This is a genomic window from Bacillus sp. 41-22, from assembly GCF_025809295.1.
Taxonomy (GTDB): Bacteria; Bacillota; Bacilli; order Bacillales; family Bacillaceae_G; genus Bacillus_A; species Bacillus_A mycoides.
This window is the reverse complement of sequence record NZ_CP084035.1, coordinates 4,627,603-4,651,690: the sequence shown is the minus strand read 5'-3', so window position 1 is coordinate 4,651,690 and position 24,088 is coordinate 4,627,603. Positions and strand designations below refer to the sequence as shown.

22 protein-coding genes are annotated in these 24,088 nt (G+C 34.0%); 14 read left to right on the top strand and 8 right to left on the bottom strand.

The annotated features are described in order from the left end of the window. Window positions 1–40: 40 nt before the first annotated feature. Entirely contained in the window at window positions 41–1,366 is a 1,326-nt protein-coding gene (gntP, locus tag LCF45_RS23910) for a gluconate permease GntP (protein WP_063226030.1), read from the top strand. A gap of 179 nt (window positions 1,367–1,545) precedes the next feature. After that, window positions 1,546–1,737, top strand: coding sequence for a YjcZ family sporulation protein (locus LCF45_RS23905; protein ID WP_002167484.1), 192 nt, complete (start codon window positions 1,546–1,548; stop codon window positions 1,735–1,737). A gap of 53 nt (window positions 1,738–1,790) precedes the next feature. Here LCF45_RS23905 and LCF45_RS23900 read toward each other — a convergent pair whose 3' ends face one another. The 6 genes from LCF45_RS23900 to LCF45_RS23875 all read right to left on the bottom strand — a co-directional run bounded on the left by LCF45_RS23900 (window position 1,791) and on the right by LCF45_RS23875 (window position 10,362). Next, window positions 1,791–3,770 carry an FtsX-like permease family protein gene (locus LCF45_RS23900; RefSeq protein WP_000144926.1) on the bottom strand — a complete coding sequence of 660 codons (1,980 nt, stop codon included), beginning with the start codon at window positions 3,768–3,770 and terminating at the stop codon, window positions 1,791–1,793. Further along, a complete protein-coding gene (locus LCF45_RS23895) occupies window positions 3,767–4,519 on the bottom strand; it encodes an ABC transporter ATP-binding protein (RefSeq protein WP_000393251.1) in 753 nt (250 codons plus the stop codon). Before LCF45_RS23895 ends, LCF45_RS23900 begins: the two co-directional genes overlap by 4 nt. 19 nt (window positions 4,520–4,538) lie before the next feature. Then, window positions 4,539–6,497 (bottom strand): FtsX-like permease family protein, encoded by a 1,959-nt coding sequence (locus tag LCF45_RS23890; RefSeq protein ID WP_263894329.1) that lies wholly within the window; start codon window positions 6,495–6,497, stop codon window positions 4,539–4,541. 79 nt (window positions 6,498–6,576) lie between these two features. Further along, window positions 6,577–8,547: an FtsX-like permease family protein gene (locus LCF45_RS23885; protein WP_078203708.1), complete on the bottom strand. Its 1,971-nt coding sequence runs from the start codon at window positions 8,545–8,547 to the stop codon at window positions 6,577–6,579. A 94-nt stretch (window positions 8,548–8,641) separates the two neighbouring features. Further along, window positions 8,642–9,664, bottom strand: coding sequence for a sensor histidine kinase (locus tag LCF45_RS23880; RefSeq protein ID WP_263894328.1), 1,023 nt, complete (start codon window positions 9,662–9,664; stop codon window positions 8,642–8,644). 2 nt (window positions 9,665–9,666) lie between these two features. Further along, the gene (locus LCF45_RS23875) at window positions 9,667–10,362 is read right to left on the bottom strand and encodes a response regulator transcription factor (protein ID WP_000276730.1); all 696 of its coding nucleotides are present in this window, start codon (window positions 10,360–10,362) and stop codon (window positions 9,667–9,669) included. Between the two features lie 414 nt (window positions 10,363–10,776). Between LCF45_RS23875 and LCF45_RS23870 the strand changes: the two genes are divergently transcribed. The 4 genes from LCF45_RS23870 to LCF45_RS23855 all read left to right on the top strand — a co-directional run bounded on the left by LCF45_RS23870 (window position 10,777) and on the right by LCF45_RS23855 (window position 14,122). Then, a complete protein-coding gene (locus LCF45_RS23870) occupies window positions 10,777–11,049 on the top strand; it encodes an autorepressor SdpR family transcription factor (protein WP_001070538.1) in 273 nt (90 codons plus the stop codon). Continuing rightward, the gene (locus LCF45_RS23865) at window positions 11,046–11,681 is read left to right on the top strand and encodes an SdpI family protein (protein WP_000716338.1); all 636 of its coding nucleotides are present in this window, start codon (window positions 11,046–11,048) and stop codon (window positions 11,679–11,681) included. Before LCF45_RS23870 ends, LCF45_RS23865 begins: the two co-directional genes overlap by 4 nt. A 160-nt stretch (window positions 11,682–11,841) precedes the next feature. Continuing rightward, complete coding sequence (locus LCF45_RS23860; protein WP_002167491.1) at window positions 11,842–12,558, top strand: ABC transporter ATP-binding protein; 717 nt, start codon at window positions 11,842–11,844, stop codon at window positions 12,556–12,558. Further along, complete coding sequence (locus LCF45_RS23855) at window positions 12,548–14,122, top strand: permease (protein ID WP_263894327.1); 1,575 nt, start codon at window positions 12,548–12,550, stop codon at window positions 14,120–14,122. Before LCF45_RS23860 ends, LCF45_RS23855 begins: the two co-directional genes overlap by 11 nt. 65 nt (window positions 14,123–14,187) lie before the next feature. Here the strand turns inward: LCF45_RS23855 and LCF45_RS23850 are convergent, their stop codons facing one another. After that, window positions 14,188–15,060: an AraC family transcriptional regulator gene (locus tag LCF45_RS23850; protein WP_000377692.1), complete on the bottom strand. Its 873-nt coding sequence runs from the start codon at window positions 15,058–15,060 to the stop codon at window positions 14,188–14,190. 305 nt (window positions 15,061–15,365) lie between these two features. Here LCF45_RS23850 and LCF45_RS23845 point away from each other — a divergent pair, with 305 nt between their 5' ends. Further along, window positions 15,366–16,136, top strand: a complete 771-nt coding sequence (locus LCF45_RS23845; RefSeq protein ID WP_000859658.1) for an ABC transporter ATP-binding protein — start codon at window positions 15,366–15,368, stop codon at window positions 16,134–16,136. Continuing rightward, window positions 16,123–18,072 carry an ABC transporter permease gene (locus LCF45_RS23840; RefSeq protein WP_033731526.1) on the top strand — a complete coding sequence of 650 codons (1,950 nt, stop codon included), beginning with the start codon at window positions 16,123–16,125 and terminating at the stop codon, window positions 18,070–18,072. The genes LCF45_RS23845 and LCF45_RS23840 overlap by 14 nt, the downstream gene beginning before the upstream one ends. Before the next feature lie 65 nt (window positions 18,073–18,137). On the opposite strand, the gene LCF45_RS23835 is transcribed toward LCF45_RS23840, so the two are convergent. Beyond that, window positions 18,138–18,596: a hypothetical protein gene (locus LCF45_RS23835; protein ID WP_001064712.1), complete on the bottom strand. Its 459-nt coding sequence runs from the start codon at window positions 18,594–18,596 to the stop codon at window positions 18,138–18,140. 307 nt (window positions 18,597–18,903) lie between these two features. On the opposite strand from LCF45_RS23835, the gene LCF45_RS23830 reads away from it, so the two are divergent. The 6 genes from LCF45_RS23830 to mreC all read left to right on the top strand — a co-directional run bounded on the left by LCF45_RS23830 (window position 18,904) and on the right by mreC (window position 23,761). Next, the gene (locus LCF45_RS23830; RefSeq protein WP_078203705.1) at window positions 18,904–19,482 is read left to right on the top strand and encodes a class I SAM-dependent methyltransferase; all 579 of its coding nucleotides are present in this window, start codon (window positions 18,904–18,906) and stop codon (window positions 19,480–19,482) included. Further along, window positions 19,482–20,096 carry a DedA family protein gene (locus LCF45_RS23825; protein WP_000418950.1) on the top strand — a complete coding sequence of 205 codons (615 nt, stop codon included), beginning with the start codon at window positions 19,482–19,484 and terminating at the stop codon, window positions 20,094–20,096. Before LCF45_RS23830 ends, LCF45_RS23825 begins: the two co-directional genes overlap by 1 nt. 28 nt (window positions 20,097–20,124) lie before the next feature. Then, the gene (locus tag LCF45_RS23820) at window positions 20,125–20,826 is read left to right on the top strand and encodes a response regulator transcription factor (protein ID WP_000033680.1); all 702 of its coding nucleotides are present in this window, start codon (window positions 20,125–20,127) and stop codon (window positions 20,824–20,826) included. Further along, complete coding sequence (locus LCF45_RS23815) at window positions 20,810–22,318, top strand: sensor histidine kinase (RefSeq protein WP_016127568.1); 1,509 nt, start codon at window positions 20,810–20,812, stop codon at window positions 22,316–22,318. Before LCF45_RS23820 ends, LCF45_RS23815 begins: the two co-directional genes overlap by 17 nt. Before the next feature lie 112 nt (window positions 22,319–22,430). Next, a complete protein-coding gene (locus tag LCF45_RS23810; RefSeq protein ID WP_003192005.1) occupies window positions 22,431–22,796 on the top strand; it encodes a YxeA family protein in 366 nt (121 codons plus the stop codon). A gap of 200 nt (window positions 22,797–22,996) precedes the next feature. Next, window positions 22,997–23,761 (top strand): rod shape-determining protein MreC, encoded by a 765-nt coding sequence (gene mreC, locus LCF45_RS23805; RefSeq protein ID WP_263894326.1) that lies wholly within the window; start codon window positions 22,997–22,999, stop codon window positions 23,759–23,761. Window positions 23,762–24,088 lie beyond the last annotated feature (327 nt).

Here is a 24,088-nt window from a genome sequence, read left to right as displayed (position 1 = left end):
TTTTTTTGTAAAAAAATTTCATATCGAAGGGGAATGGGATATGGATATATACTTATTAATCGTCACGTTAATTGCGATCGCAATTGTTATTTTAGGGGTATCATGGTGGAAATGGCATGCGTTTATTAGTCTAACAGTTGCTAGTCTATTTTTAGCTATTATGTCTGGGTTGAACTTGACCAAAATTGTTACTGCCTATGAAACTGGTGTTGGTAGTGTACTAGGGCATTTAGTTGGTATTTTGGCTCTCGGAACAATTTTAGGGAAAATGATGTCCGATTCAGGGGCTGGTATGCAAGTAGCAGATTTCTTCATTCGATTCTTCGGGGTGAAAAAATTACCTTGGGCTATGTTATTCGCCGGATTTGTTATAGGGATTCCAGTGTTTTTTGAAGTGGGAATCGTCATTTTATTACCACTTGTTATTTCAATTCGAAAAACAACGAAACAAAATATATTGTTAATTGCTTTACCTGTTATTGCTGGATTATCGATTGTACATGGGCTAGTGCCGCCGCATCCAGGTGCGATGACAGCAATCGGGATTTATAACGCGAATTTAGGAAAGGTACTATTGTATTCATTAATTATCGCGTTACCAACAGCAATTATCGCAGGACCGGTATTTGCAAAGTGGGTACATAAGAGGGTTATACCTGAAAATGAACCGGAGCTTGTTCGAGTTACGACAGTATCTACTGATTTGCCAAGTCGTAAAGCTTCATTCTTTATCATTTTATTACCAGTAGTTTTAATGATTTTATCAGTAGTCGCACCATATATTTCATTACCGAAAAAAATAACTGAATTTTTAGTATTTGTAGGAAGTCCGGTAATCGCTTTACTTATTTCATGTTTCGCAGCGTTTTATTTGCTTGGTATAAAACAAGGAATTAATAAAAAGATGATTAAAAAATTAACAGATGAAAGTTTACTACCTGTCGGTTCCATTATTTTAATAATTGGTGCAGGCGGTGGATTTAAACAAATATTAATTGAAAGCGGCGTTGGAACAGCCATCGCTCAAATGGCAGAACATATTTCATTATCACCAATCGTCTTAGCGTTCATGGTAGCGGGATTAATCCGAATTGCAACAGGTTCAGCTACTGTAGCATTAACGACAGCAGCTGGAATTGTTTCACCGGTTATTCAGCACATGTCGGGTGTAAATTTAGAATTACTCGTTATTGCAACCGGTGCAGGTTCATTAATGTTTTCTCACGTAAATGATGCAGGATTCTGGCTTGTAAAAGAGTATTTAGGTTTGACAGTAAAAGAAACGTTTAAAACGTGGACGGTGATGGAGACATTGTTATCATTTATTGCATTCGGCTTTGCGCTTTTACTTAATATGTTTGTTTAGAAGAAGGGGGTGCCTATTTAAAGGTATCCTCTTTTTGTGTTGGGGCTCTTTTCATGAAACAAGCCCGTTTTTAGGAGTGCCAAGCTTCCGATTTGCCCTGAAAACATAATATAAATGGAATCCCCTCATTTAGAGCAAGTTGAACTTGTTATGAATGATACTAAAGGAGGAATAGAGTAATGAGCGAAAAGTGTGAACACAGACATGATGATTGCGACCGTAGACGTGGCTGCGGCGGCGGTTTTGCGCTTCTAATCGTATTGTTTATTTTATTAATTATCATCGGTGCTAGCTGCTTCGGCGGAGGCGGCGGTGGTTGTGGTTACGGCGGTTATGGTGGATATGGCGGCGGCTATGGTGGATACTGCTAATTATTAAAAACTATTGGAAATAGCCTTGTGCAATATGCACAAGGCTATTTTATTCATATTTTTATATGCTGTGATAATTTATTAATGTACAGAGAGCGGATTAAGAAAAAGAAAATAATCTCGATAATCCCGAAAAAGGTGAGTACAATCAGTAACTCTTTTAGTAACGAGAAAGAAAACATGCTTTGTAAAAACTTAACCGCAAATAACGTGTGAACACCAGCAACGATGTAAGGAACGAAAAATAAAATTCCTAATTGAATCGTTGCGGAGCGAAACATTTCTGATTCAGTTAAGCCCAGTTTTGTAATCGTAATGTACTTTTGTTTTTCATTCGTTAAGTCGTTATACATACGGAAGTATAAAACGCTAGCCGCTCCGATAAAGAAGATAAAGCCAAGAAATGCCCAAATAAAGAATTGAGCAACTGCATTTTCTTTATTATGGAGTAACTCATCAGTAGCTGTATAAATATTAAAAGGGACGGGAGATGCATGCTTATCATCTTTATGTGCCTCATAATATTTTTCGGTGTCATTACTAATACTTTTTAATATATTTTTCGTTGGAATAATTGCATTTTCCCAATTATCCACGAAGTAGTTATAAACTGTAATGGTTTCAATATGAGGAATCATAGTATCGATTGCATAATCTTGCATAATAACTAAATTTGCTAATGCAAATGGTGGTGCTATTCCTTTGTTAATAAATCCCTTTATATAAAACTCCTTTTTATTGGATTCAAGCGTAATTGTATTTTGTTTTACAAATGGATTTGATACAAGGTTTAATAGCTCTGGTGAATAGCCAGAAATAATGTAAACTTCTTTTGAATCAAGGGTGATTGTAGGTCTCTTTAACTGCTTAGCAATTTCGTTATAATCACTCATTTTCATAATTGCAATCTCTTCTTTTGAAGCATTATCTTTTAAAAGCGTAAATTTATATTTTTTATATTGAAAATGAGCATTGGAAAGTTCGGATTCAATAGTATTAACGTGCTTTCGTTCAAGGGAATGATCCCCTTCTAATTTGTATGTGAAGGGAATAGGATATCGCTCTAGTATCGACGCTTTTGTATTATTATTCGCAGCAAATAGTCCGATAATAATCGTAAATGCAAGCGCAGATAGCATAGAAACGATAAAGAGTACATTAATATTACTACGGGTACGAGCAACTAAGTCTGAAATCCATAACATGTTTATTTGTTTCAAATAAAACTTTCTACGTTTCTTTAAAATATAGATAAGAAGAAGAAATGTTTGTGAAAAGAAAAAATATGTTCCGACTACTACGAGTGGCAAAATAGATAATATAATAAAGAAGACAGATCCGTTTTGCACATTTTTTTCGGTTACGTAGCCTTGTGGATAACCAGCAATATAATAACATAACCCTAAACAAGTTAAAGCAAATATCGAAATGAGTATAGACGGCCTTTTTTCGGCTGTCACTTTCTTGTTACCTTTAATAAGATGGACTGTTTTACGAGTCCGAATAAACATAGGTGTAAATGTAGAAACGATTAAAAATAAAATGATAAACGTTACGGTTGTCACGATAATCGCTTCTGTTGGCCAATATAAATAGAGACCTTTCGCACTTGTTAATTTTGAAGTGACTAATAAGAAAAAATTAGAGAACACTAGGCCACCTTGTATACCGATAAAGATGGACAATATCCCGATTATCATGTTTTCAGTAAATAACAGTCTTTTTAATTGTTTCTGTGAGATACCGAGAATCGTGAGTATCCCGAATTGCTGCTTCCGTACATTTAAAAATGTTCCAATTGAATATAAGAGAAAGAAGAACGAGAACATAACAATCACAAGCTGTGCTGTACTCGCTAAGTTCATTAGAGGATCCCGTTCTTGAAAGCTTTGTACATTTTGTAAGCGTGGATGATACGCGTATACAGTAAATGAAAAGAAAACCATAATAGAAAAAGCACTACTTACAAAATAAGCAAAATATGCTTTAGAATTACGCGAGACATTTTTAAATGCAAATTGCCAAAACGTCATCCACGCCTTCCTCCTAATAATGCTAAAACATCTAATATTTCTTGATAAAATTTCTCGCGATATAGTCCGCGGTGTAATTCATTGTAAAGCCCACCATCTTTAATGAAAATAACGCGGTTACAATAACTTGCTGCAAACGGATCATGAGTAACCATTAAAATTGTGGCATCCTCTTCTTTATTTAACTTCGTAAATAACTCCATTACATCGATTGCTGCTTTCGAATCTAAGTTTCCTGTCGGTTCATCGGCAAGTAGAAGTGAAGGATGATGAATAACAGCACGTGCTACTGCAGTACGCTGCGCTTGTCCTCCAGAAACTTCAAAAATACGCTTGTCCAAAATATGATCAATTCCAAGCTTTTTTGAAATGTTATCAAGCTTTTCGTCCATTTCTTTTAAAGGAACATTATCTAACGTTAAAGGGAGTACGATATTTTCACCGATTGTTAGTGTATCTAGCAGGTTAAAGTTTTGAAAAACAAACCCTAACTCTTGGCGGCGGAAAATAGCTAGTTTCTCTCTACGAAATGTGTGCGGTTTTTTTCCATTAATCACGACATCACCAGAAGTAGGGGAGTCAATTGTAGAGATAACGTTTAAAAATGTAGATTTACCGCTACCAGATGGTCCCATGATAGCAACAAATTCACCTTTATCTACATGTAAATTTATATTTTTTAAAGCGGTATGAGGTACTTTTCCTTCATACACTTTTGAGACGTTTTTTATGTGTAATACTTCTTCCATAATAATCACCTTTCTATTTTTAAAACTTAATATGTTGTGATAATTTTTGCATATAAAAGGAACGAATTAAAAGGAAAAAGATAATTTCAACCGTTCCAAAGATTACAAGTACAACTGTAATCTCAGCGAATAATGATAGATGTAATATCTCTTGTAACATCTTTGTCGCAAACATCGTATGGATCGATGCCATAATGTAAGGAACAAAGAAAAGAATCGCAAGTTGAATTGTAGCGGATTGCTTCATTTCGACTTCTGTTAAACCGATTTTTGTAATCGTTATATACTTTTCTTGCTCATTTGTTAAATCTGTATACATACGGAAGTAAAGAACACTGCCAGCTCCGATAAAGAAAATAACACCTAGGAAAGTACCAATTAAGAAAAACGAAGCAACATTTAATTTTGTTTTGTATAGAGAATCGCTTGCTTCACTTGCATGAAACGGTGGATGTTCTGCCTGAATAGCTGCATTGTCATTATCAATTTTTGTTATAAATGCTGAACCGATATTATGTGCCTTTTCCCAATCTGGAACTTTGAAGCTATATACACTCATCTGTTTTGAAGTAGTTGATAAGGCTTCTACATTTTCATCAGATAGTACGAGTAATTGGTATATTAAGCTGTTTGGGAAGGGGTTATAACTTTTATATTCTTTCACTTGTAGTTGTAAATTGTTTTGAGTAAGTGGAAGAATATTTTTCTTTTCTTTAGTATGAATTGTTCCAATAACTTGATCGTCTAAGTCTTTCATAAGAATATAAGATTCATTCTTATTCACCGTGAGAGTTTCCCAGCTTAATGCTTTAGCAAGTACATTATAGTCACTTTGTTTAATGGCATAATAGAGCTGTGAGTTATCCTCAGCTGAAGATACTTCATATATGTCTGTTTTAAATTTTGTATAAGTAAATTGCTCTTCGTTAAATTTTTGTTCTAACCAATTTAAATGTTCATCAGCTAACGTATTTTCAGTATGTGATAAATAAGTAAACGGGAAAGGATTTTGCCTTATTTCATCAAACTTTGTGAATTTCCCAAACCCATATAAGAATGTAATCATTGTAAAAGCGAGTGTCGATAACATCGTCACGATAAAGAGCATGTTAATATTTGTCCGAATCCGAGTTGCTAAATCAGAAACCCAAAGCATATTAATACGTTTCATATAAAATTTTCTTCTCGTCTTTAATATGCGAATGAGTAAGAAGCTAATTTGTGAGAAGAAAAAATATGTCCCAGCTGCAGCAAGTGATGGGATGACAAATATACAGGAGGCAGCGTACAAAAGCCCAGCGATATCTCCTAGTGACATAAAATATAGCGGGTTTGCTGCTAAAACATATCCAGATATTAAACATATCGCACCAAATAGAGAGATGAGTACGGATGCTTTTCTTTCTTTTTGTTTTGTTCCTTCTTTTAAAAGACGTACAGCTTTTCTCGTACGGATTAGCATCGGTGTAAAAGATGATACGAGAATGAAGAGTCCAAGAAAGATAATTATAGTTAAAACGATAGCACCTGTAGGCCACCAATATAAATATAAACCAGGCACATGCGTAATTTTGGCGGTAACTAATAAAAAGAACTGTGAAAAGACAAGGCCAAATTGAATGCCGAAAAATATGGATAGGCCACCAATTAGCATGTTTTCTAGAAATACGAGCCTCTTTAATTGCTTTGGAGATATGCCAAGTACTGTTAAAATCCCGAACTGTTTTTTTCGTACTTTTAAGAAAGTACCGATTGAATATAGTAAAAAGAAAAATGAAAAGAATACAATGACAACTTCTGAGATTGTCATTAATATGTTCAGAGCAACATTCACGCCTGTCATATGCAATTTAGGATGAAATAAATAAACTGCAAACGAGAAGAAAATTGCAATGGAAAACGCACTGCTTACAAAATAGGCGAAATAAGCTCTGGCGTTCCGCGAGACGTTTTTAAATGCAAACTGCCAAAATGTCATTCACCTAGACCTCCTAATAGAGTGAAGAGGAAAAGGATATAAGAGGTATCCTTTTCCTATACTAATATATTTATAAAACTTAACCATTCGTATACTCTGATAACTTTTGCATGTAAAAGGAGCGAATGAATAAGAAAAAGATGAATTCAACTACTCCAAAAATAATAAGAACGGCTGAAATTTCTTTGAATAGTGATAAAGCAATTACGTCTTGAAGCATTTTTGTTGCGAACATTGTATGAATGGACGCCATAACGTACGGAACGAAAAATAAAATGCTAAGTTGAATGGTTGCAGATCTTTTCATCTCTGCATCTGTTACACCAATTTTTGAAATTGCTACATATTTTTCTTGTTCGTTCGTTAAATCTGTATACATTCTGAAGTAAAGAACGCTACCAGCTCCAATAAAGAAAATGACACCTAAGAATGTCCCGATTAGGAAGTATGCGGCACTTCCTGATGTGATTCTATATAATGAGCCTGCTGATTCATAGAAGCGTATAAGTGGTCCTTCGTATTGGAATTCCTGTCGATCTCTTTGTATTTTCTTCATAAAATCATCAGCAATTTCATACGTCTTTTCCCAGTTTTGTACGTTATAATTGTACGCTGCTACATGCTTTGTTGTATTTGGTAAGTTGTTTACAACAGCGTCAGGTAAAATTAAAGTTTGATATGAAAAGTCAGAGGGAATGGCCCCTACTTGTTCATAGCCCTTTACTTGTAATATCGTATTTGTGCTAGAAAGTGTAATGGATTTTCTATTGAAGCTTGGCTCAAATTGGCTGAATAAGGTGAAATAAGCGCCACCGCTTAAGACATATGCTTCGTTATCGCTCATGAATAGTTGTTTCATTCGCAGGGAAGCTGCAAGTTTGTTATAGTCACTTTGTTTCATGGCATAGATGTCATTGTAAGTTGTTATACCTTCATCTTCTTTCAATGGTGTTTCATATAAATCAGCTTTGATCTTTTTATAAGAGAAATTTTCTTTTTGTAACTGCTGTTCAAGCCAAGTTAAATGCTCGTTAGCAAAAGGATTTGCGTCATATGAAAAATAAGAAAATGGAAAAGGTGAAGTTCTCGCAACATCTAGCTTTGTAAACTTTCCGACTCCATATAGGAACGTAATCATTGTGAAAGCAATTGTAGAAAGCATCGCTACAATAAAAAGCATATTGATATTCGTTCGAATACGACTTGCTAAATCCGAAATCCAAAGCATATTAATTCGTTTCATATAAAACTTTCTTCTTTTCTTTAAAATATAAATAAGTAAGAAACTAATTTGAGAAAAGAAAAAATAGGTCCCAATTGTAACAAGTGCTGGAATCACAAAAACACTTGACACCATATAGATAACGCCTACTTGCGTGTTTATTGAGAAGAAATATTTAGGGTTTGCAGCTAAAATATAACCACCTAATAAACAGATAGCACCAAATAGAGAGATAAATATGGATGGTTTTCTTTCCTTTTGTTTCCTACCATTCATTTTTAATAGGTTTACCGTCTTTTTCGTACGAATTAGCATGGGTGTAAATGAAGATACAGCGATAAAGAGACCAAGAAACACAATCGTTGTTAAAATGAAAGCATTCGTAGGGGGATATAAATATATCCCCGGTAGATGTGTAATTTTCGCTGTTACTAATAAGAAAAACTGCGAAAAGACAAGTCCAAACTGCATACCGAAAAAGATAGATAAAATACCAATTAACATATTTTCAGTGAAAACGAGTCGATGTAATTGTTTTTTTGATATACCTAAAATAGTTAAAATACCAAATTGCTTTTTACGAACTTTTAAAAACGATCCGATTGAATAGAGTAGAAAAAAGAACGAGAACAAAACAATTACAACTTCTGAAAATATCATTAATCCGGAAACTTCAGAGATCATAGTGAAATTTTGTAATTTCGGATGAAACAAATAAACAGCAAATGAAAAGAAAACAGCAATGGAAAAAGCACTGCTTACAAAGTAGGCAAAATAAGCTCTTGAGTTGCGCGTTACATTTTTAAATGCAAATTGCCAAAATGTCATAATATGAACCTCCCGCTAGAAGGCCAATATGTAGTTTTATTGCAAAAAATGTATGAGAGTATATTCTCATACATTTTGCTAGCATATGTTACGATCATGCTTCGGTCACCTTCTCCGTATTTTCTGCTTGATTATTTGCAGCGTTGTGGAAGATGATTTTAATCATCGTTCCTTTACCAACTTCAGAGTCTAGTTTCACAGAGTGACCTAAATAATCACAAATTTTACTTACAATATAAAGCCCCATACCAGTAGATTCTCCAAATGCACGACCGTTTTTTCCAGTGTAAAAAGGTTCAAATACTCTTCGAATATCTTCTTGCGGAATACCAACGCCTTCGTCACGAACTTCCAAAATAATATCTTTACCATTGCGATAAGCTGATAAGAAAACTTTCTTTCCGCGCTCACCAGAGTAGCGAACTGCATTTGTCATTAACTGATAAATAATGAACTTTAGCCATTTCGCATCAGAAGCAACTTTTAAATCTGAATGAACTTCTAAAACGGGGAAGACTCCGTTTCGAATGAATAGTTCTTTTAATCCGTTAATATTTTTTGTTACCGCATCTTTTAATGAAATCGTCTCAACATGGAAGTCCTCATGGAAGTTATTTAATCTTGCCATGTATAAAGCCATATCGAGCCCTTGATTTAATCGCTCTAGCTCTTTTTTGAATTTAGGGATTAAATGCTCATCTTCCATTTCAAGCACCATAAGCTGCATAACAGAAACAGGCGTTTTCATTTGATGTACCCAATGGTTAATAAATAATTGGTGTTCTTGCTGTTTTACTTCGAATGTTTGTAGGTCTTTTTGGAATAGGCGATATTGCGTACGAACGAGCTCGTTTACACTGTGGGGCATAGGAGCAGTCGCTCTTTCAATAAACGCATCTTCCATTTTCTCTGGTGGTTCACTTAATCTGTGGTACATTCTACGGTTACGAACGTAACGATAAGCGAGGAAACAGATGAATAAGTATAAGCTTAAAACGATGAAGTAAAACTTATTATTTTGAAATCCGTCTACTGCATCATAAAGAACGAAAATGATTCCGAAGTTTAATACATATAGTAGGAAAAATGCAAAATGATCACGTAAAAATAGCTTCATGTTTATTCACTCCAAGTTGCGTTAAAACGATACCCAAGTCCACGTACTGTTTCAATAGCATTTTCAATACCAAGCTCATTGAACTTTTTACGAAGACGCGTGATGTTTACGTTTAATGTATTTTCCTCAACGAAGCTTTCGTCGTCCCAAAGAGCGGCTAGTAAATCTTCACGACTCGCTGTACGCGGGAATTTAGATAATAGCATTTCTGCTAAAATTGCTTCTTTCTTCGTTAAAAGAACTTGCTCAGCTCCAAAATGAATTTCTGGACGCTCAGGGAATAGTTTTAGTCCTTCAACCTCAACGATACGTTCAGAAATATTTGGTGCATAATCACCGTAAATACGGCGTAATTGACCTTTGATTTTCGCCATTACAACGTCGTAGTGGAACGGCTTCGTAATATAATCATCCGCACCGCTTTCAATCGCCATAATTTGTTCCATTTCACCAGCACGAGCTGAAATGAAAATAATTGGACAAGTAGATTCATGACGAATTTGACGGCACCAGTAGAAACCATCGAATTTCGGTAAGTTTACATCAAGTAAAACAAGATGTGGTTTCACGGCGTTAAACGATTCCATAATATCATCGAAGTTCTCCGCAACAACAGCATCATAGCCATATTTTTGAATGTGAGATTGTAATAATGATGAAATATTTGGATCGTCTTCAACGATTAAAATTTTATACATATGTATATTCCTCCTAAAAAAACAATTGTAGCTATAGTGTATCATGTGTTTCAAGTCTTTTCATTATGTTGAAATGAGAGCTATATAAATATAAAAGTTTAAAAGACGACATAGAACTTGTCTTTTTAGGAGAGAGAGAGGATCCAGCCATGCATAGAAGCGGTCAGAGCCTTTTTTGCCCCGTACGAAGTAAAAACAAAGAAATCAAATGAATAGGCTTTCCTTTTTTGTTATACATAGCATAGTTGTGGCGTATTTATATGATGAAAGATTAAACAGGATTTATATAGTAAACAGTATGGGTCAAAAGTGGAAAAAGTAAAAAGGGCCTTATATATAATTGACAATTGACTGAAATCATTTTAACATTTAGATAAATATCTAAATGTCTAATTAGTGAAAGGAAGAAAGACATTGAATCAAGCATTCAAAGCATTAGCAGACCCAACAAGGCGAAAAATTTTAGATTTATTAAAAGAAGGCGATTTAACAGCTGGGGAAATTGCTGAACAGTTCAACATGACAAAGCCAAGTATTTCACACCACTTAAATGCACTTAAAAATGCTGAACTTATTCAAGATGAAAAAAGAGGGCAATTCGTTGTGTACTCTTTGAACACAACTGTCTTTCAAGATTTATTGACTTGGGTGTTTACATTTACAAATAAGGGGGAAGAGGGGAAATGAAAAAGCATCTTTTTGCAATTATATTAATTCTTATAACTTGTATAGCTTGGGCGTTTGCTTGGCCACATTTGCCGGATACAATCGCGACACATTGGAGTGGTGGTAAGGTAGATGGTTATTCTTCTAAATTATATGGAATGATTTCTATGGTTGGAATTATGATTGCGTTATATGTATTTCTAAATGTGATACCAAAGATTGATCCAAGGAAAGCAAATTACGAGAAATTTTCTAAAGCTTTTATGATGATGAATAACGGGATACTATTGCTACTATTTGTAGGAAATATAGATATTATTACAAGTGGACTAGGATATAATTTATTCATTAATCGAGTTCCAGAATTATTAGTTGGTGTTTTATTTTTAGTGATGGGTAATTATTTACCGCAGTGTAAGCCTAACTTTTTCGTTGGGATGCGTAATCCTTGGACGTTAAGTAATGAAGAAGTATGGCGGAAAACACATCGATTTAGTGGAAAAGTATTTGTAGCTTTAGGACTCATTATGATTATAAGTGTTTTCGCTCCAGCTGATTGGAGATCTTATATGATGCTAGGGATTATAGTAGTTGCTGTCCTCATAACAAATTTATATTCTTACGTTTTATATAAAAAAGAAATGCAATTGTGAGCAATAAGGGATTGAACTGTACTAGTCAAATTTTATATTTATAGTTTCTATGTGTTAAGAAATTTTAATACTCAGTGGGGATAACGAAAAAGCTCGCTGAGTAAATTTTTCGCTTTTGGGTCTGAAAATTCAGTTAAAAAGATAGTTTGGGGGAAATCACATGTTAGAAATTATAAATTTTAGCAAGACATACAAAGGGGGCAAAAAAGCAGTAGATCAGTTAAATATTACTGTTCAAGCAGGAGATATCTTTGGATTTATTGGGCATAACGGTGCGGGGAAAAGTACAACAATTAAGTCGTTAGTTGGAGTTATAGATTTTGAAGAGGGTGAAATTTTTGTTGATGGATATTCAGTAAAAAAGGATCCGATTGCATGTAAGAGAGTAGTGGCGTATATTCCCGATAATCCAGATTTATATGAGCAATTAACAGGAATTCAATATTTAAACTTTGTTGCGGATGTGTTTAAAGTGTCTGCAAAAGATCGGGAAAAGGAGATACAAAAGTATGGAGATGCTTTTGAGATTACACCGTACCTAGGTGATTTAATATCTTCTTATTCACATGGTATGAAACAAAAAGTGGCGATTATATCAGCGGTTTTGCATAAACCGAAATTATTAGTTTTAGATGAACCTTTCGTTGGTCTTGATCCAAAGGCTGCTGTAGTGTTGAAAGGTATTATGAAGGAGCTTTGTGAAAAGGGAAGTGCGATTTTCTTTTCTACGCATGTTTTAGATGTGGCGGAGAAGTTATGTAATAAAATAGCGATGATTAATAGAGGGAAATTAGCACTTTCAGGGGAAGTGAATTCTTTAATAAAGGAAGGATCATTGGAAGAGCTCTTTATGAAGGAGCTTGCTAATGAATATTAGTAGTCTAGGTCTTTTAAAAATCCGCTTGATAACGCAGCTTGGTTTAAATACTTTTAAATACGAAAAAGATAAAAAGAAGAAGCAGAATAAGATTTTACTGTCAGCATCTATTGCCTTAGTTGGTGTCATGTTAATGCTATATTGTGGGGCCTCGGCATATGGATTGGTGAGACTAGGAATAAGTGAAATTATCCCAGTTTATGCACTAGTTATTAGCAGTGTATTGACGTTGTTTTTCACTATATTTAAGGCAAATGGAGAGATTTTTGCTTTTAAGGATTACGATCTTTTAATGTCATTACCGATTCGTGTAAGTACGGTTATTACAAGTAGGTTTTTGTATTTATATTTGCTGAATACGATCTTTTCAATCATAATCATGCTACCAATGGGAGTTGTTTATGGCATACATGAGAGGCCATCAGTTTCTTTTTACTTTATGTGGTTCATCAGTATGTTTATAGCATCTTTAATTCCAACAACAATAGCAGCGATTTTTGGAGCTGCTATTACGGCAATCGCTTCTAAATTTAAAAATACGAATAAAATAACTACGACTTTAAGTTTTATAGTAATTATTACATTCGGTTTCTTTATGCTAAAAAGCGGAAATGCTCAATATAGTCTTAATGATATGAACGGAATAGGTGCAATTATTTCAGAGCAACTAACTAAAGTGTATCCATTAGCTAACATGTTTCAAAAAGCAATTGTTCATGCTGATATTGTAGCTTTCATCCTGTTTGTTGGGATATCGGTTATTTGGTATTATCTTTTTGTAAAAATCCTTTCGTTAAAATATAAGCAAATAAATACAGAGATTACCACTTATCATATGCTTTCAAATTATGAAATTCATAGCATGAGAAAAGAAAGTGTATTGGCCGCATTGTATAAAAAAGAACTGAAGCGTTTCTTTTCTTCTACAGTGTATGTGGTAAATAGCGGAATGGGAGTTGTGATGGCGCTAGCTTTCGCACTAGCTATAGTTGTAGTAGGACCAAGTCAATTAATAGCTTACCCTGGAATTGAGACCCTGTTGCAAAAGGTTGCGCCATTTGCTATTGCAGCAGCGATTTCGATGACGTGTACAACATGTGTGTCATTGTCATTAGAAGGAAAAAATGTATGGATTATTAAGTCGTTACCTATTACGCCAAAGATGATTTATGACAGTAAAATACTTATGAATCTTTCATTAAGTATACCTGCATCACTTATCAGTTCCGTATTACTGATAATAGGGTTAAAACTAGATATTTGGAGTTCTCTTTTAATCGTAATAACACCGATAACATATTCATTCTTTTCGGCAGTATGGGGGATTTTTATTAATAATCGATTTGGTTATTATGATTGGGTATCAGAAACTCAAATAGTAAAACAAAGTGTAGGATCGTTTGTCGGTATGTTTGGTGGCTTAATTATGGCTGTTATACCTGCCTTTTTAATCGGTACTGCTACGATCTCGAACTATAGAGTATTTACTTTGGTAGTTATTATAGTGCTTGCGATTATTACTATTTTCTTGTATAAGAACGAGTCGAGAAGAAGTATAAAATAAAAAGCTGCTTTTCCTTTAAAGAGGAAGAGCAGCTTCTTTATTTTGAAAAATTTTAGACCTTTATATTACTTTTTTAAAACAGGTACCCATATCTCGCTTCTGAAATTCGGCGATGATACGTCTTTACTTTCATTCCACAATATTTCCGGTCCTTCCGCTAGTTCATAGTTCGAAGAAGGGAACCATTCGGAATAAATACGTCCCCACACATTTTGTAATGCATCAGGAAATGGACCGACAGCTTCAAATATAGCCCATGTTGAAGCTAATACTTCAAGTTGTGTGAATTGCTCTGGACAAGTTTTCGTTGTGGCAACTCCAATGTAGTGATCGAGTTCGCCTTTTTCTTCCATTCTTCCTTCAGAAAAATTCGTAGAAGCACTAATAATGCCTGTAGGTTCAATATTTGAAAGGGACTTTAATATGTCGATTGATTGGCTGTCTAAACTTTTCCACATAGAAGCAATTTCTTCGTTTACCCCATTAAAAACAATCGGTACTCGTTTTTGTATACCAATGATTTGAAATGGCCCTTTTTCTTCAATTCGATAGTTCATTTCATTTCCTCCTTGAATGGATAGTTGGAAGGTCATTGGTGAATAAGCTTTCAAAGAACGACTAGTACTGCGAGCTTCTGAAGGCGTTATTCCGTGCAAATTTTGAAATGCACGTGTAAATGAATCTGGTGAGTTGTATCCATATTTTATAGCGACATCAATGACTTTTGCATTGCTATCTTTTAGTTCAAAGGCAGCAAGGGTAAGACGTCTACAGCGAATATATTCTGATAGTGATATGCCAGCTAGAAAAGAAAACATTCTTTTGAAATGATATTCGGAGCAGAAAGCTATTTTTGCGACTTCTTTAAAATCAATTTCGTGTGTAAGGTTGTCTTCAATATACTGCATTGCCGCATTCATATTTTTAAGTGAATCCATTATATGACCTCCTTTGTATATAGAATATCAGGAACGAAATAGCTCCATCCGACATTTCATGCACAACTTTGTGGGGGCATTTTTAACCTTACAAAATTGTAATGTTCCTGTAAGGAGAATGAATGGATGGCATGATATCCCAATGTTATAGTAACAAAGTACTTTAGTACATTAGGTTAAATTCTGATGTCTTTACTTATGTGCCTTACATAACTGTCATGTTTGTGTAAGAAACATCGATAGTGGCAAGAGTAGAGAGTGTATATAGTTGAAAATAGAGAATAGAAGAAATGAGGGATGTCGAGATGAAAACAGTGTTAGAAGCAAAAAATATTGAAAAAGTATATGACACAGGTGGGAATAAATTTGCAGCTTTAAAAGGTATTAACTTACAAGTAAAAGAAGGGGAGTTCGTTGGAATTATGGGGCCTTCTGGTTCGGGTAAGACGACTCTTTTAAATGTTCTTTCTACAATTGATAATGCGACGAACGGTGAAATTTTAATTGATGGAAAAGATATCGTGAAGATGAACGATGATAAGCTAGCGTTATTCCGCCGTGATCATTTAGGTTTCATTTTCCAAGATTATAACTTATTAGATACGTTAACGGTGAAAGAGAATATTGCGTTACCTCTTGCGTTATCAAAGGTGAAAGCGAGTGAGATTGATCGCCGCGTTCTTGAAATCTCAAAGAAATTCGGTATTGATCATATTTTAAGTCAGTTCCCATATCAAGTATCCGGTGGACAGAAGCAGCGCTGCGCAGCATCGCGTGCGATCGTTACAAGTCCTAGTATGATATTTGGGGACGAGCCGACTGGAGCACTTGATTCTAAATCAGCGACAGATTTATTAGAAAGTATGAAGTCGTTAAATGAATATGATAATTCTACAATTTTAATGGTAACGCATGATGCGTTTGCGGCTAGTTATTGTAAACGAGTTATTTTCATTAAAGATGGTGAGTTATATAAAGAATTACACCGTGGTGAATTAACACGTAAACAGTTCTTCCAAAAAGTCGTTGACGTAATGTCTTCCATTTCTGGAGGTATGGCTGATGACCTTATCTAGCATTGCCCTCCGCAACATACAGCGGAACTTTAAAGACTACTTTGTATATTTTGCATCTATGATATTTAGTATCGTAATTTACTTTACATTTAAAGCACTGCAATATAATTCACAAATGGAAAAAGCAGCGGAAGCATCAAAAAAGATTAGCGGTGCATTCCAAGTTTCCAGTGTAATGCTAATCATTTTCGTAGCAGTGTTTATTATATATTCGAACGGTTTCTTTACAAGAAAACGTAAAAAAGAAGTTGGGCTATATTCGTTACTTGGTATCCGAAAAAGACAGATCGGTAAAATGCTCTTTTATGAAAATATGTTAATGGGATTAATGTCTTTAATTATCGGGATTGCGATCGGTAGCGTCCTTTCGAAACTATTCCTTGAACTACTAGTAAGTATGATGGGATTAAACTTAAATGTTCATTTTGAAGTACCGATGGCTGCGATTATTGATACAGCAATTATTTTCTTTGTGATTATTTTATATACATCACTTCAAGGGTATCGTTTAATTTATCGCTTTAAGTTAATTGAACTTTTCCGCGCAGAGCGTGAAGGAGAAGCAATGCCAAAAGGATCCGTAATTATGGCGTTAATTTCAGTTTTCTTAATCGGCTCAGGTTATTTCTTAGCGTTAATGTTTATGAAGGCAGTTATGTATGCAAACTTTATGGCAGTCGCACTTTATATATTACTTGCGACAGTATTAGGTACGTATTTACTATTTATGTTCTTTACAGTATTCGTATTGAAACGTGCAAGAAATAATAAATCATCGTTTTATAACGGTATGAATATGATAACGACGTCACAGTTACTATATCGTATTAAAGGAAATGCAAAGTCACTTGCGACAATTTCTATTTTAAGTGCAGTAACATTAACGGCGGTTGGTACGTCAGTTACGATGTATTACAACACATTTACACAATCAAAAGCAGTTGCACCATACAGCTACTCTTATGAGAAGAAAGATGTAGAACTAGATAAGAAAGTAAATGCGATTTTTGCTGAAGAGAAAGAGAATCACCCTGTAAAAGATCAATTTGAAGTTGAGATGGTTCCTGTAAAAGGAAAGTTTGAAGGAGCTAAAGTCGATTTCATCTTTAATATGAACTACAGTATCTCAGAGAAATATCAATTTATATCTCAATCTGAATTCAACAAACTTGCGAAAAAAATCGATGCGGAAACAGTGAATATAGCTACTGGCGAAGCATTTATATATGATAGTTCTTATATTGAAGGGTATGAGTTTAGCCCTGAATATAAAGGAAATAAAGCGGTATTCCAAATTGGAAATGAAACGAAGACATTGACGATCCAAGGTGCAAATAATAATGCAATTACGAACTTAGGTGAATTAGTTGTTGTCGTTTCAGATGAAATGTATGAACAGGCGAAGCAAGCATTTGGAACACGTGTTGTAAAAAATATTGATGTAAAAGATGAAAGAAACAGTAAAGTATTAACAGAAAAATTAACAAAAGTGATGCCAGCTAGTGAATCAGAAATGGCACCACCATTTAGAGACTTCTATACTGGTTTCCATATGGGACTTGAAGCAACTGGACTAATGATGTTCATCGGAATGTTCTTAGGACTTGTATTCTTACTAGCAACAGGTTCTATTATTTACTTCAAACAGCTAACAGAAGCAAGTGCAGATCGTGAGCGTTACGTTGTCCTTCATAAAGTCGGTGTAACGAAACAAGAAATGAAAAAAGCTATTGCAAAACAAGTGAGCTTTATCTTTGCAATTCCACTAGTAATCGGAATTCTACACAGTTTGTTTGCATTAAAAGGTTTAGGGAACATACTACCATTTGAAATTATGATTCCGCTTCTAATTAGTATCGGAGTATACAGCGTTATTTATATCGGATATTACTTCTTAACAGTTCGCTCTTATTATAAGATTGTGAGCGCGAAGTAATGAAAGAGTTGTTTTATCTTAGTAAAAAAGCATCCGACTAACATGTTAGTCGAATGCTTTTTTGTCTATACGTGAGCTTTATTTTCGTCCGAACTATCAAACATGTCCATTACTTTAAAAATACCTTCCAATAGCAAGGTACATAGAATAGCGAAAATTAATACGGCATGAGGTGATAATTCAACTGATGTGAAGTTAAGGTCTGCCAACCAAAAGTAACCTACATAAAAACTTAGAAATGTGCTAACAGCCGAAAGTGTAAATCCTAAAAATCCTAATTCCTTTAATTTTTCCTCAGATAATTTACATAAACGTAAAACAATAGAGAAGAGAATTCCTACTATGAAAAATCCCATACATAATGCGAACAATGATATTATGCTTGGATACTTAACTTCATCGGGCATCCACTTTTTCATTCCCACTATTAAAAATGTAGGGACAAGAATAGGTAATAAAAGTGGTAGCACTATTTGTATAGCTGCAAATAATGCATTTGATTTATTATCGTTTTGATTATTCATAAAGCCTCCAAAAATGATTTCTATACTAATTTCAAATATCTTAGAGGATTCTAACATAAAAATAGTAACTTCGCTATACAAAATCGGAGTAGGATCATGATCATTCATGGTAAATAAACAAGATGCCTTATTCGTATATGTTCGAGTCGTTTATCCTTGTAATTCAATTTTTATATCTGCTTATAGTAAATAAGGAGATTTCCTTCATCTTCATAAAATCTTAAGAAATCTCCTCAATTTTTGTTAAGAAACGATAGTTATACTTAAACACAAGTTGAAAACTATTGAACGAATGGAGAGAAGTTACATGCAGCTCATAACATTCTTAAATGAATTTATTAAACATCCGAAACATACTGGTGCGATTGCGCCAAGTTCAAAGATATTAGCAAAGAAAATGGTAGATGTAATTGATTTTAATAGAGCGAAATGCATTGTAGAGCTAGGGCCTGGTACAGGAGCCTTTACGAAAGAAATTATGAAGAGAAAGAAGAAGGAGACAATATTTCTTCTTATTGAAATTAATGAAGTATTTTTCAAAGAGTTAAAGAGAAAATTTAAAGATGAGCAGAACGTGATTGTTATACACGGCTCAGCGGAAAATATAAAGAAGTATATGGAACAATTGAATATAGAATGTATTGATTACGTCTTATCGGGATTGCCTTTCACTTCTTTACCAGAAGAGGTTTCAAAGCGCATTTTAAACAGTGTAATGGAAACGATACATGAGAATGGAGAATTTATTACATTTCAATATTCACTTGTGAAAAAAGGATTTATACAGCATTTCTTCCCTGAAATTACACTAGAAAAAGTGTGGTTCAATTTCCCTCCAGCTTACGTCTTTAGCTGTAAAAAAGAGCTAAGGGGAGCATATGCATAATGGAGCTACATGAATTAATGTCATACATTGAGCAGTATGGTTATTGGGCACTATTTTTTTGTTTATGGCTTGGTATTATCGGTATGCCGATTCCAGATGAAATGATTGTAATGAGTGGTGGATTTGTATCATCGATGGGTATATTGAATTTGATTCCCGCCTTTTTATTAACGTATTTAGGCGTTGTATCCGGCCTTTCTTTAGGGTATATACTCGGGAAAATCTTTGGCATAAAAGTGCTTAATAAATTGATGAAAAAGAAAAAGATGAAGTATCTTCTAAAATCGCAAGAGATGATAGGGAAATATGGTCATTATGCATTAGTTATAAGTTATTTTATACCTGTTGTGAGGCATATCGTACCGTATTTAGTAGGAATGAATAACATGTCTTTTAAGACATATGCGATTTATTCATATGTAACAGGATTTGTCTGGACGTTAGTTTATTTTGTACTAGGTTCTATATTTGGAAAGCATATAGAAGTGATAGTAACCCTTGCGACCGAGTACGGTATATATTTTGGTGGCATCGTTATTGTAGTTTGTAGTATTTCTTATGTGTATATGCATAAGAAGAATGCAGTAGTGAGTGAAATAAAGCAACATTCTTAGTTTGGTAAATGATGCTGGAGGAGATTTTGTGAGTAAAGGAACGATACTAATCGTGGACGATGAGAAGGAAATTAGAAAACTTATCGCTATCTATTTAAAGAATGAAGGATACGAAGTATTACAAGCTGTAGATGGTGAAGAGGGGTTAGAAATAGTAAAGAAAAGAGACGTGCATCTAATTGTACTTGATATTATGATGCCGAAAATAGATGGCATTCATATGTGTATGAAAGTGAGAGAAATAGCGGAAATGCCTATTATTATGCTGTCGGCAAAAACGCAAGATATGGACAAGATTTTAGGGTTAACAACTGGGGCAGATGATTACGTAGCAAAACCATTTAATCCGCTGGAACTCATTGCTCGGATTAAATCACAACTTCGGAGATATATGAAAATGAGCGGGACAAGCGTAAAAGATGAAAGTGTATTTGAAGTTGGAGATATAAAGATAAATATAGTAACGCGTCAGGTCATTATTGCAAATGAAGAAGTGAAATTGACACCGAGAGAGTTTGAGGTATTAGAATTGCTCGCACGAAATCAAGGAATGGTATTAAATGCAGCGCAAATTTATGAAAGAGTATGGAAAGAACAAGCTTTCCAATCCGATAATACCGTGATGGTACATATTCGGAAAATACGCGAAAAGATAGAGGCGATTCCAAGAAAGCCTCGTTATATTAAAACAGTATGGGGAGTTGGCTACAAGATTGAGAAAGATATTTGAACCGATAATATGGATGAATCAAATTTTTAAAAAAATGATAGGTAAAACAGTGAGTTATTTGGAAAAAAGTATACGGATACAGCTAATTGCTACATTTACTTTCTGTACGTTACTCGGTGTATTAGTAGGATGGTCTTCATCTTCCTTTTTCGAGGATGCGAATAAAATTTCTATCATTGATTATGCATCAGGTATGGAAGCCATTGATGGACAGACACAATGGCTTGTTGGAAGTATAACAGAGGAAGGTAAGGAAATTAATATACAAGAACTGCTTGATCAATCGAATCATCAAAATCAACTGAAAATTTTAATAATAGATGAGAATGGGAAAGTCGTTTATAAAACAAAGGGAGCGCCGGAAGAACAAATCAATCTTCATGAGACGATGCGTAATGTGATGGATTTTAAAATGGATCAAGTACGATATGTAGAGGCGCAAAATTTAATTCAAGATGGAACTGAACAAAAGCGTAAGGAGTTTACAACCTTTTATCCGGTTACTGTTAATACGAAAAATATGTATATCATTGCAAGTGGTATACCACAAGGAAATGTGAAGTATATAGTGAATGAGAGTAGCCCATTTCCATCTTTACTAGGTTTTATCACTTTTATACTGTCTTTCTTTTATATAACGAAAAGGAAGATGAATCAGATTGAAGCGATGGCAGAAGGAGTAAGGGAATTTTCGAAAGGTAATTTACAATATAAAATCAAACAGGCAGGTCAAGATGAAATAGGTTTATTAACTTCTAATATTAATCAAATGGCAGAAAAGCTTTTGGCTAATATAGAAAAGGAAAAACAAATAGAGAAGCAAAAAAGTGAATTGATTACAAATGTATCACATGATTTAAGAACACCACTTACTTCTATTATGGGGTATTTACGTTTACTAGGTGATGCGAAATATGAAAATAAAGAACAGCATGATGAGTATATAAAAATTGCTTTCTCAAAATCAGAGCAGTTGAAGATGTTAATAGAGGATTTGTTTGAGTATACAAAACTAACAGATGAAAATATGGCGTTAGATTCGCAAGAAGTGTGTATGAATGAACTACTTGATCAGTTAATAGAAGAGCTAGTACCACAAGCGGAGGAGCATAATCTTTCTTTTGTGAAAGAATTTCAGGAAGATCGTATATATGCTGTTGTGGACTCAGAAAAAATGGTACGTGTGTTTGAAAATCTTTTAATAAATGCAATTAAATACAGTATAGATAAAGCAGAAATTCGAGTTTTACTTCAAAGAGAAGAACAGCATATCAAAATTTCTATAGCGAATCATAGTGAAGAATTTACAAAAAAAGAATTAGAGAATTTGTTTGAGCGTTTTTATAAAAAAGATCAATCAAGAAGTAGAGCTGTAGAAGGTTCAGGTTTGGGGCTTGCAATTGCAAAAAGCATTGTTGAATTGCACAAAGGAGAAATTCGAGCAGAATATGAAAATGGGGTTATTCAATTTATTATCTTATTGCCAATTTAATTAGAAGAGCATTAGGAAATTTGGTTACATTTTAATAAGTAATAGCGCTGCGATTGATTTAGAGGAAGTCCTTTAAGGGGAAGTATCTGAGAAGAGGAGAATAGAAAGTTTCATGAAAAAAATAAGTGTGTTTATCGTATTGATTATAGTTGGAGTTACATTACTTATCGGGAAAGGTGGACCGATTGTAGATCAACTCAATCCATTTATTAAAGAAGATGTTTATTATGCTGTTGTAGACAATGATGGTAAATTTGAGGCTAAGAAAGATGGTTTTGGTAGATGGCAATATAAATTCAAAGGATATAATGAATCCGGTCAAGAGCAAAAGATCGCGATGACTGCTTCAAAACATTTAAGAATAGGGTCATATTTAAAGATTAGATCTAAAGGAAGTTATGGTATGAAATGGGAGGAAGTACAAGTAGATGAAATACCTAATAAAGTAAAAGAGAAAGTACAAATAAAACATAATTAGTTATAGAAATTATAAGTTGCATTCCATGGATAAAGTAACGATCAAGCTTCGAATATAGTGGCAGTATATGATAATTTCTAAATTTTTTATAAAGAAGATAAAGTTTATCTGAACTTTATCCAAACTGTATTTCTTCTGTGTACAATGACTAGTATTCTATAGTATGTAGATAAAAAATAGTAAGGAGTAGCAGGATAATTATGCAGGTTTCTAAGAAGAAAATATTATTATTTCTTTCAATTATTCTTTTGGCTTTATTGATGGTGTATGTATGTACAAATAATAAGCATGTCCAAAATATTGTTCATAATATAGAAGACATCTATAAAGTATATAAAGAGAATCAGGTATTGAAAGGGAAAATTGAACATCAAGAATCGTTAAAGAGTAAAGTGCAAATGTTAAGTGAGGAGAAAGAAAGCCTTACTAAAATTATCAACAAAACGAAAGAATTAAAGGAACAGGGAAAATATAATTTCATTCAAGCTACAGTAGTAACCCGTGTAGCAGAAGAGTGGTATAGAGAAATTACTCTCGATAGAGGTTCACAACATGGTGTAAAGGCTGATATGGCTGTTATTACAGTGAACGGTTTTATCGGAAAGGTAGAGAGTGTAGATCAATATACATCTGTTGTGAAATTAATTACGAAAGATGAACGAACAAATCGTTTAGCAATCACCTTCCAAAATAACTCATCCATTTTAGGATTTGTCACAGGGTATGATAAGGAAAAACAAGCTCTTCGAATTAATAATATTCCATCAGATAAAGCGAAAGAAATAAAAATAGGTGATAGCATTATTACCTCTGAATTGAGCCAGAAAATACCACCTGGTCTTGAAGTAGCAGAGGTAATAGATCAAGAGCCCGATAAATATGGTCTTGCACATATTATTTATGCAAAACCCAAGGCGAATTTATATGATTTAGAAGATGTCATTTTAGTAGAACCTAAAGGGTAGCAAAGAATAGTGTCTATTAAAAGTGAAGAAGAGATGAATATCACTTTTTTTAGGTAGAGTAAGATTAAGAGGAATAAGAAAAAGTATGGAACAAAGAAAAAGAAGCTTTTGGAAAAGCACGAGAAGAAGTAAAATCAGTTCATAAATCTATAGATAAAATGGAAGATGCAGCTCTTCAGAAACAAGCAAAAATTAAGATTAAAGAGGAGAAATAAAGTCTTTATTTCTTACTCAAAAATAGAATATAGAAACCAAAAGTCCCAAGCTACTAGCTTTGGGGCTTTTTCATATTCTTAAAGAAATATTAAGAATATCCGCTGCTATTTA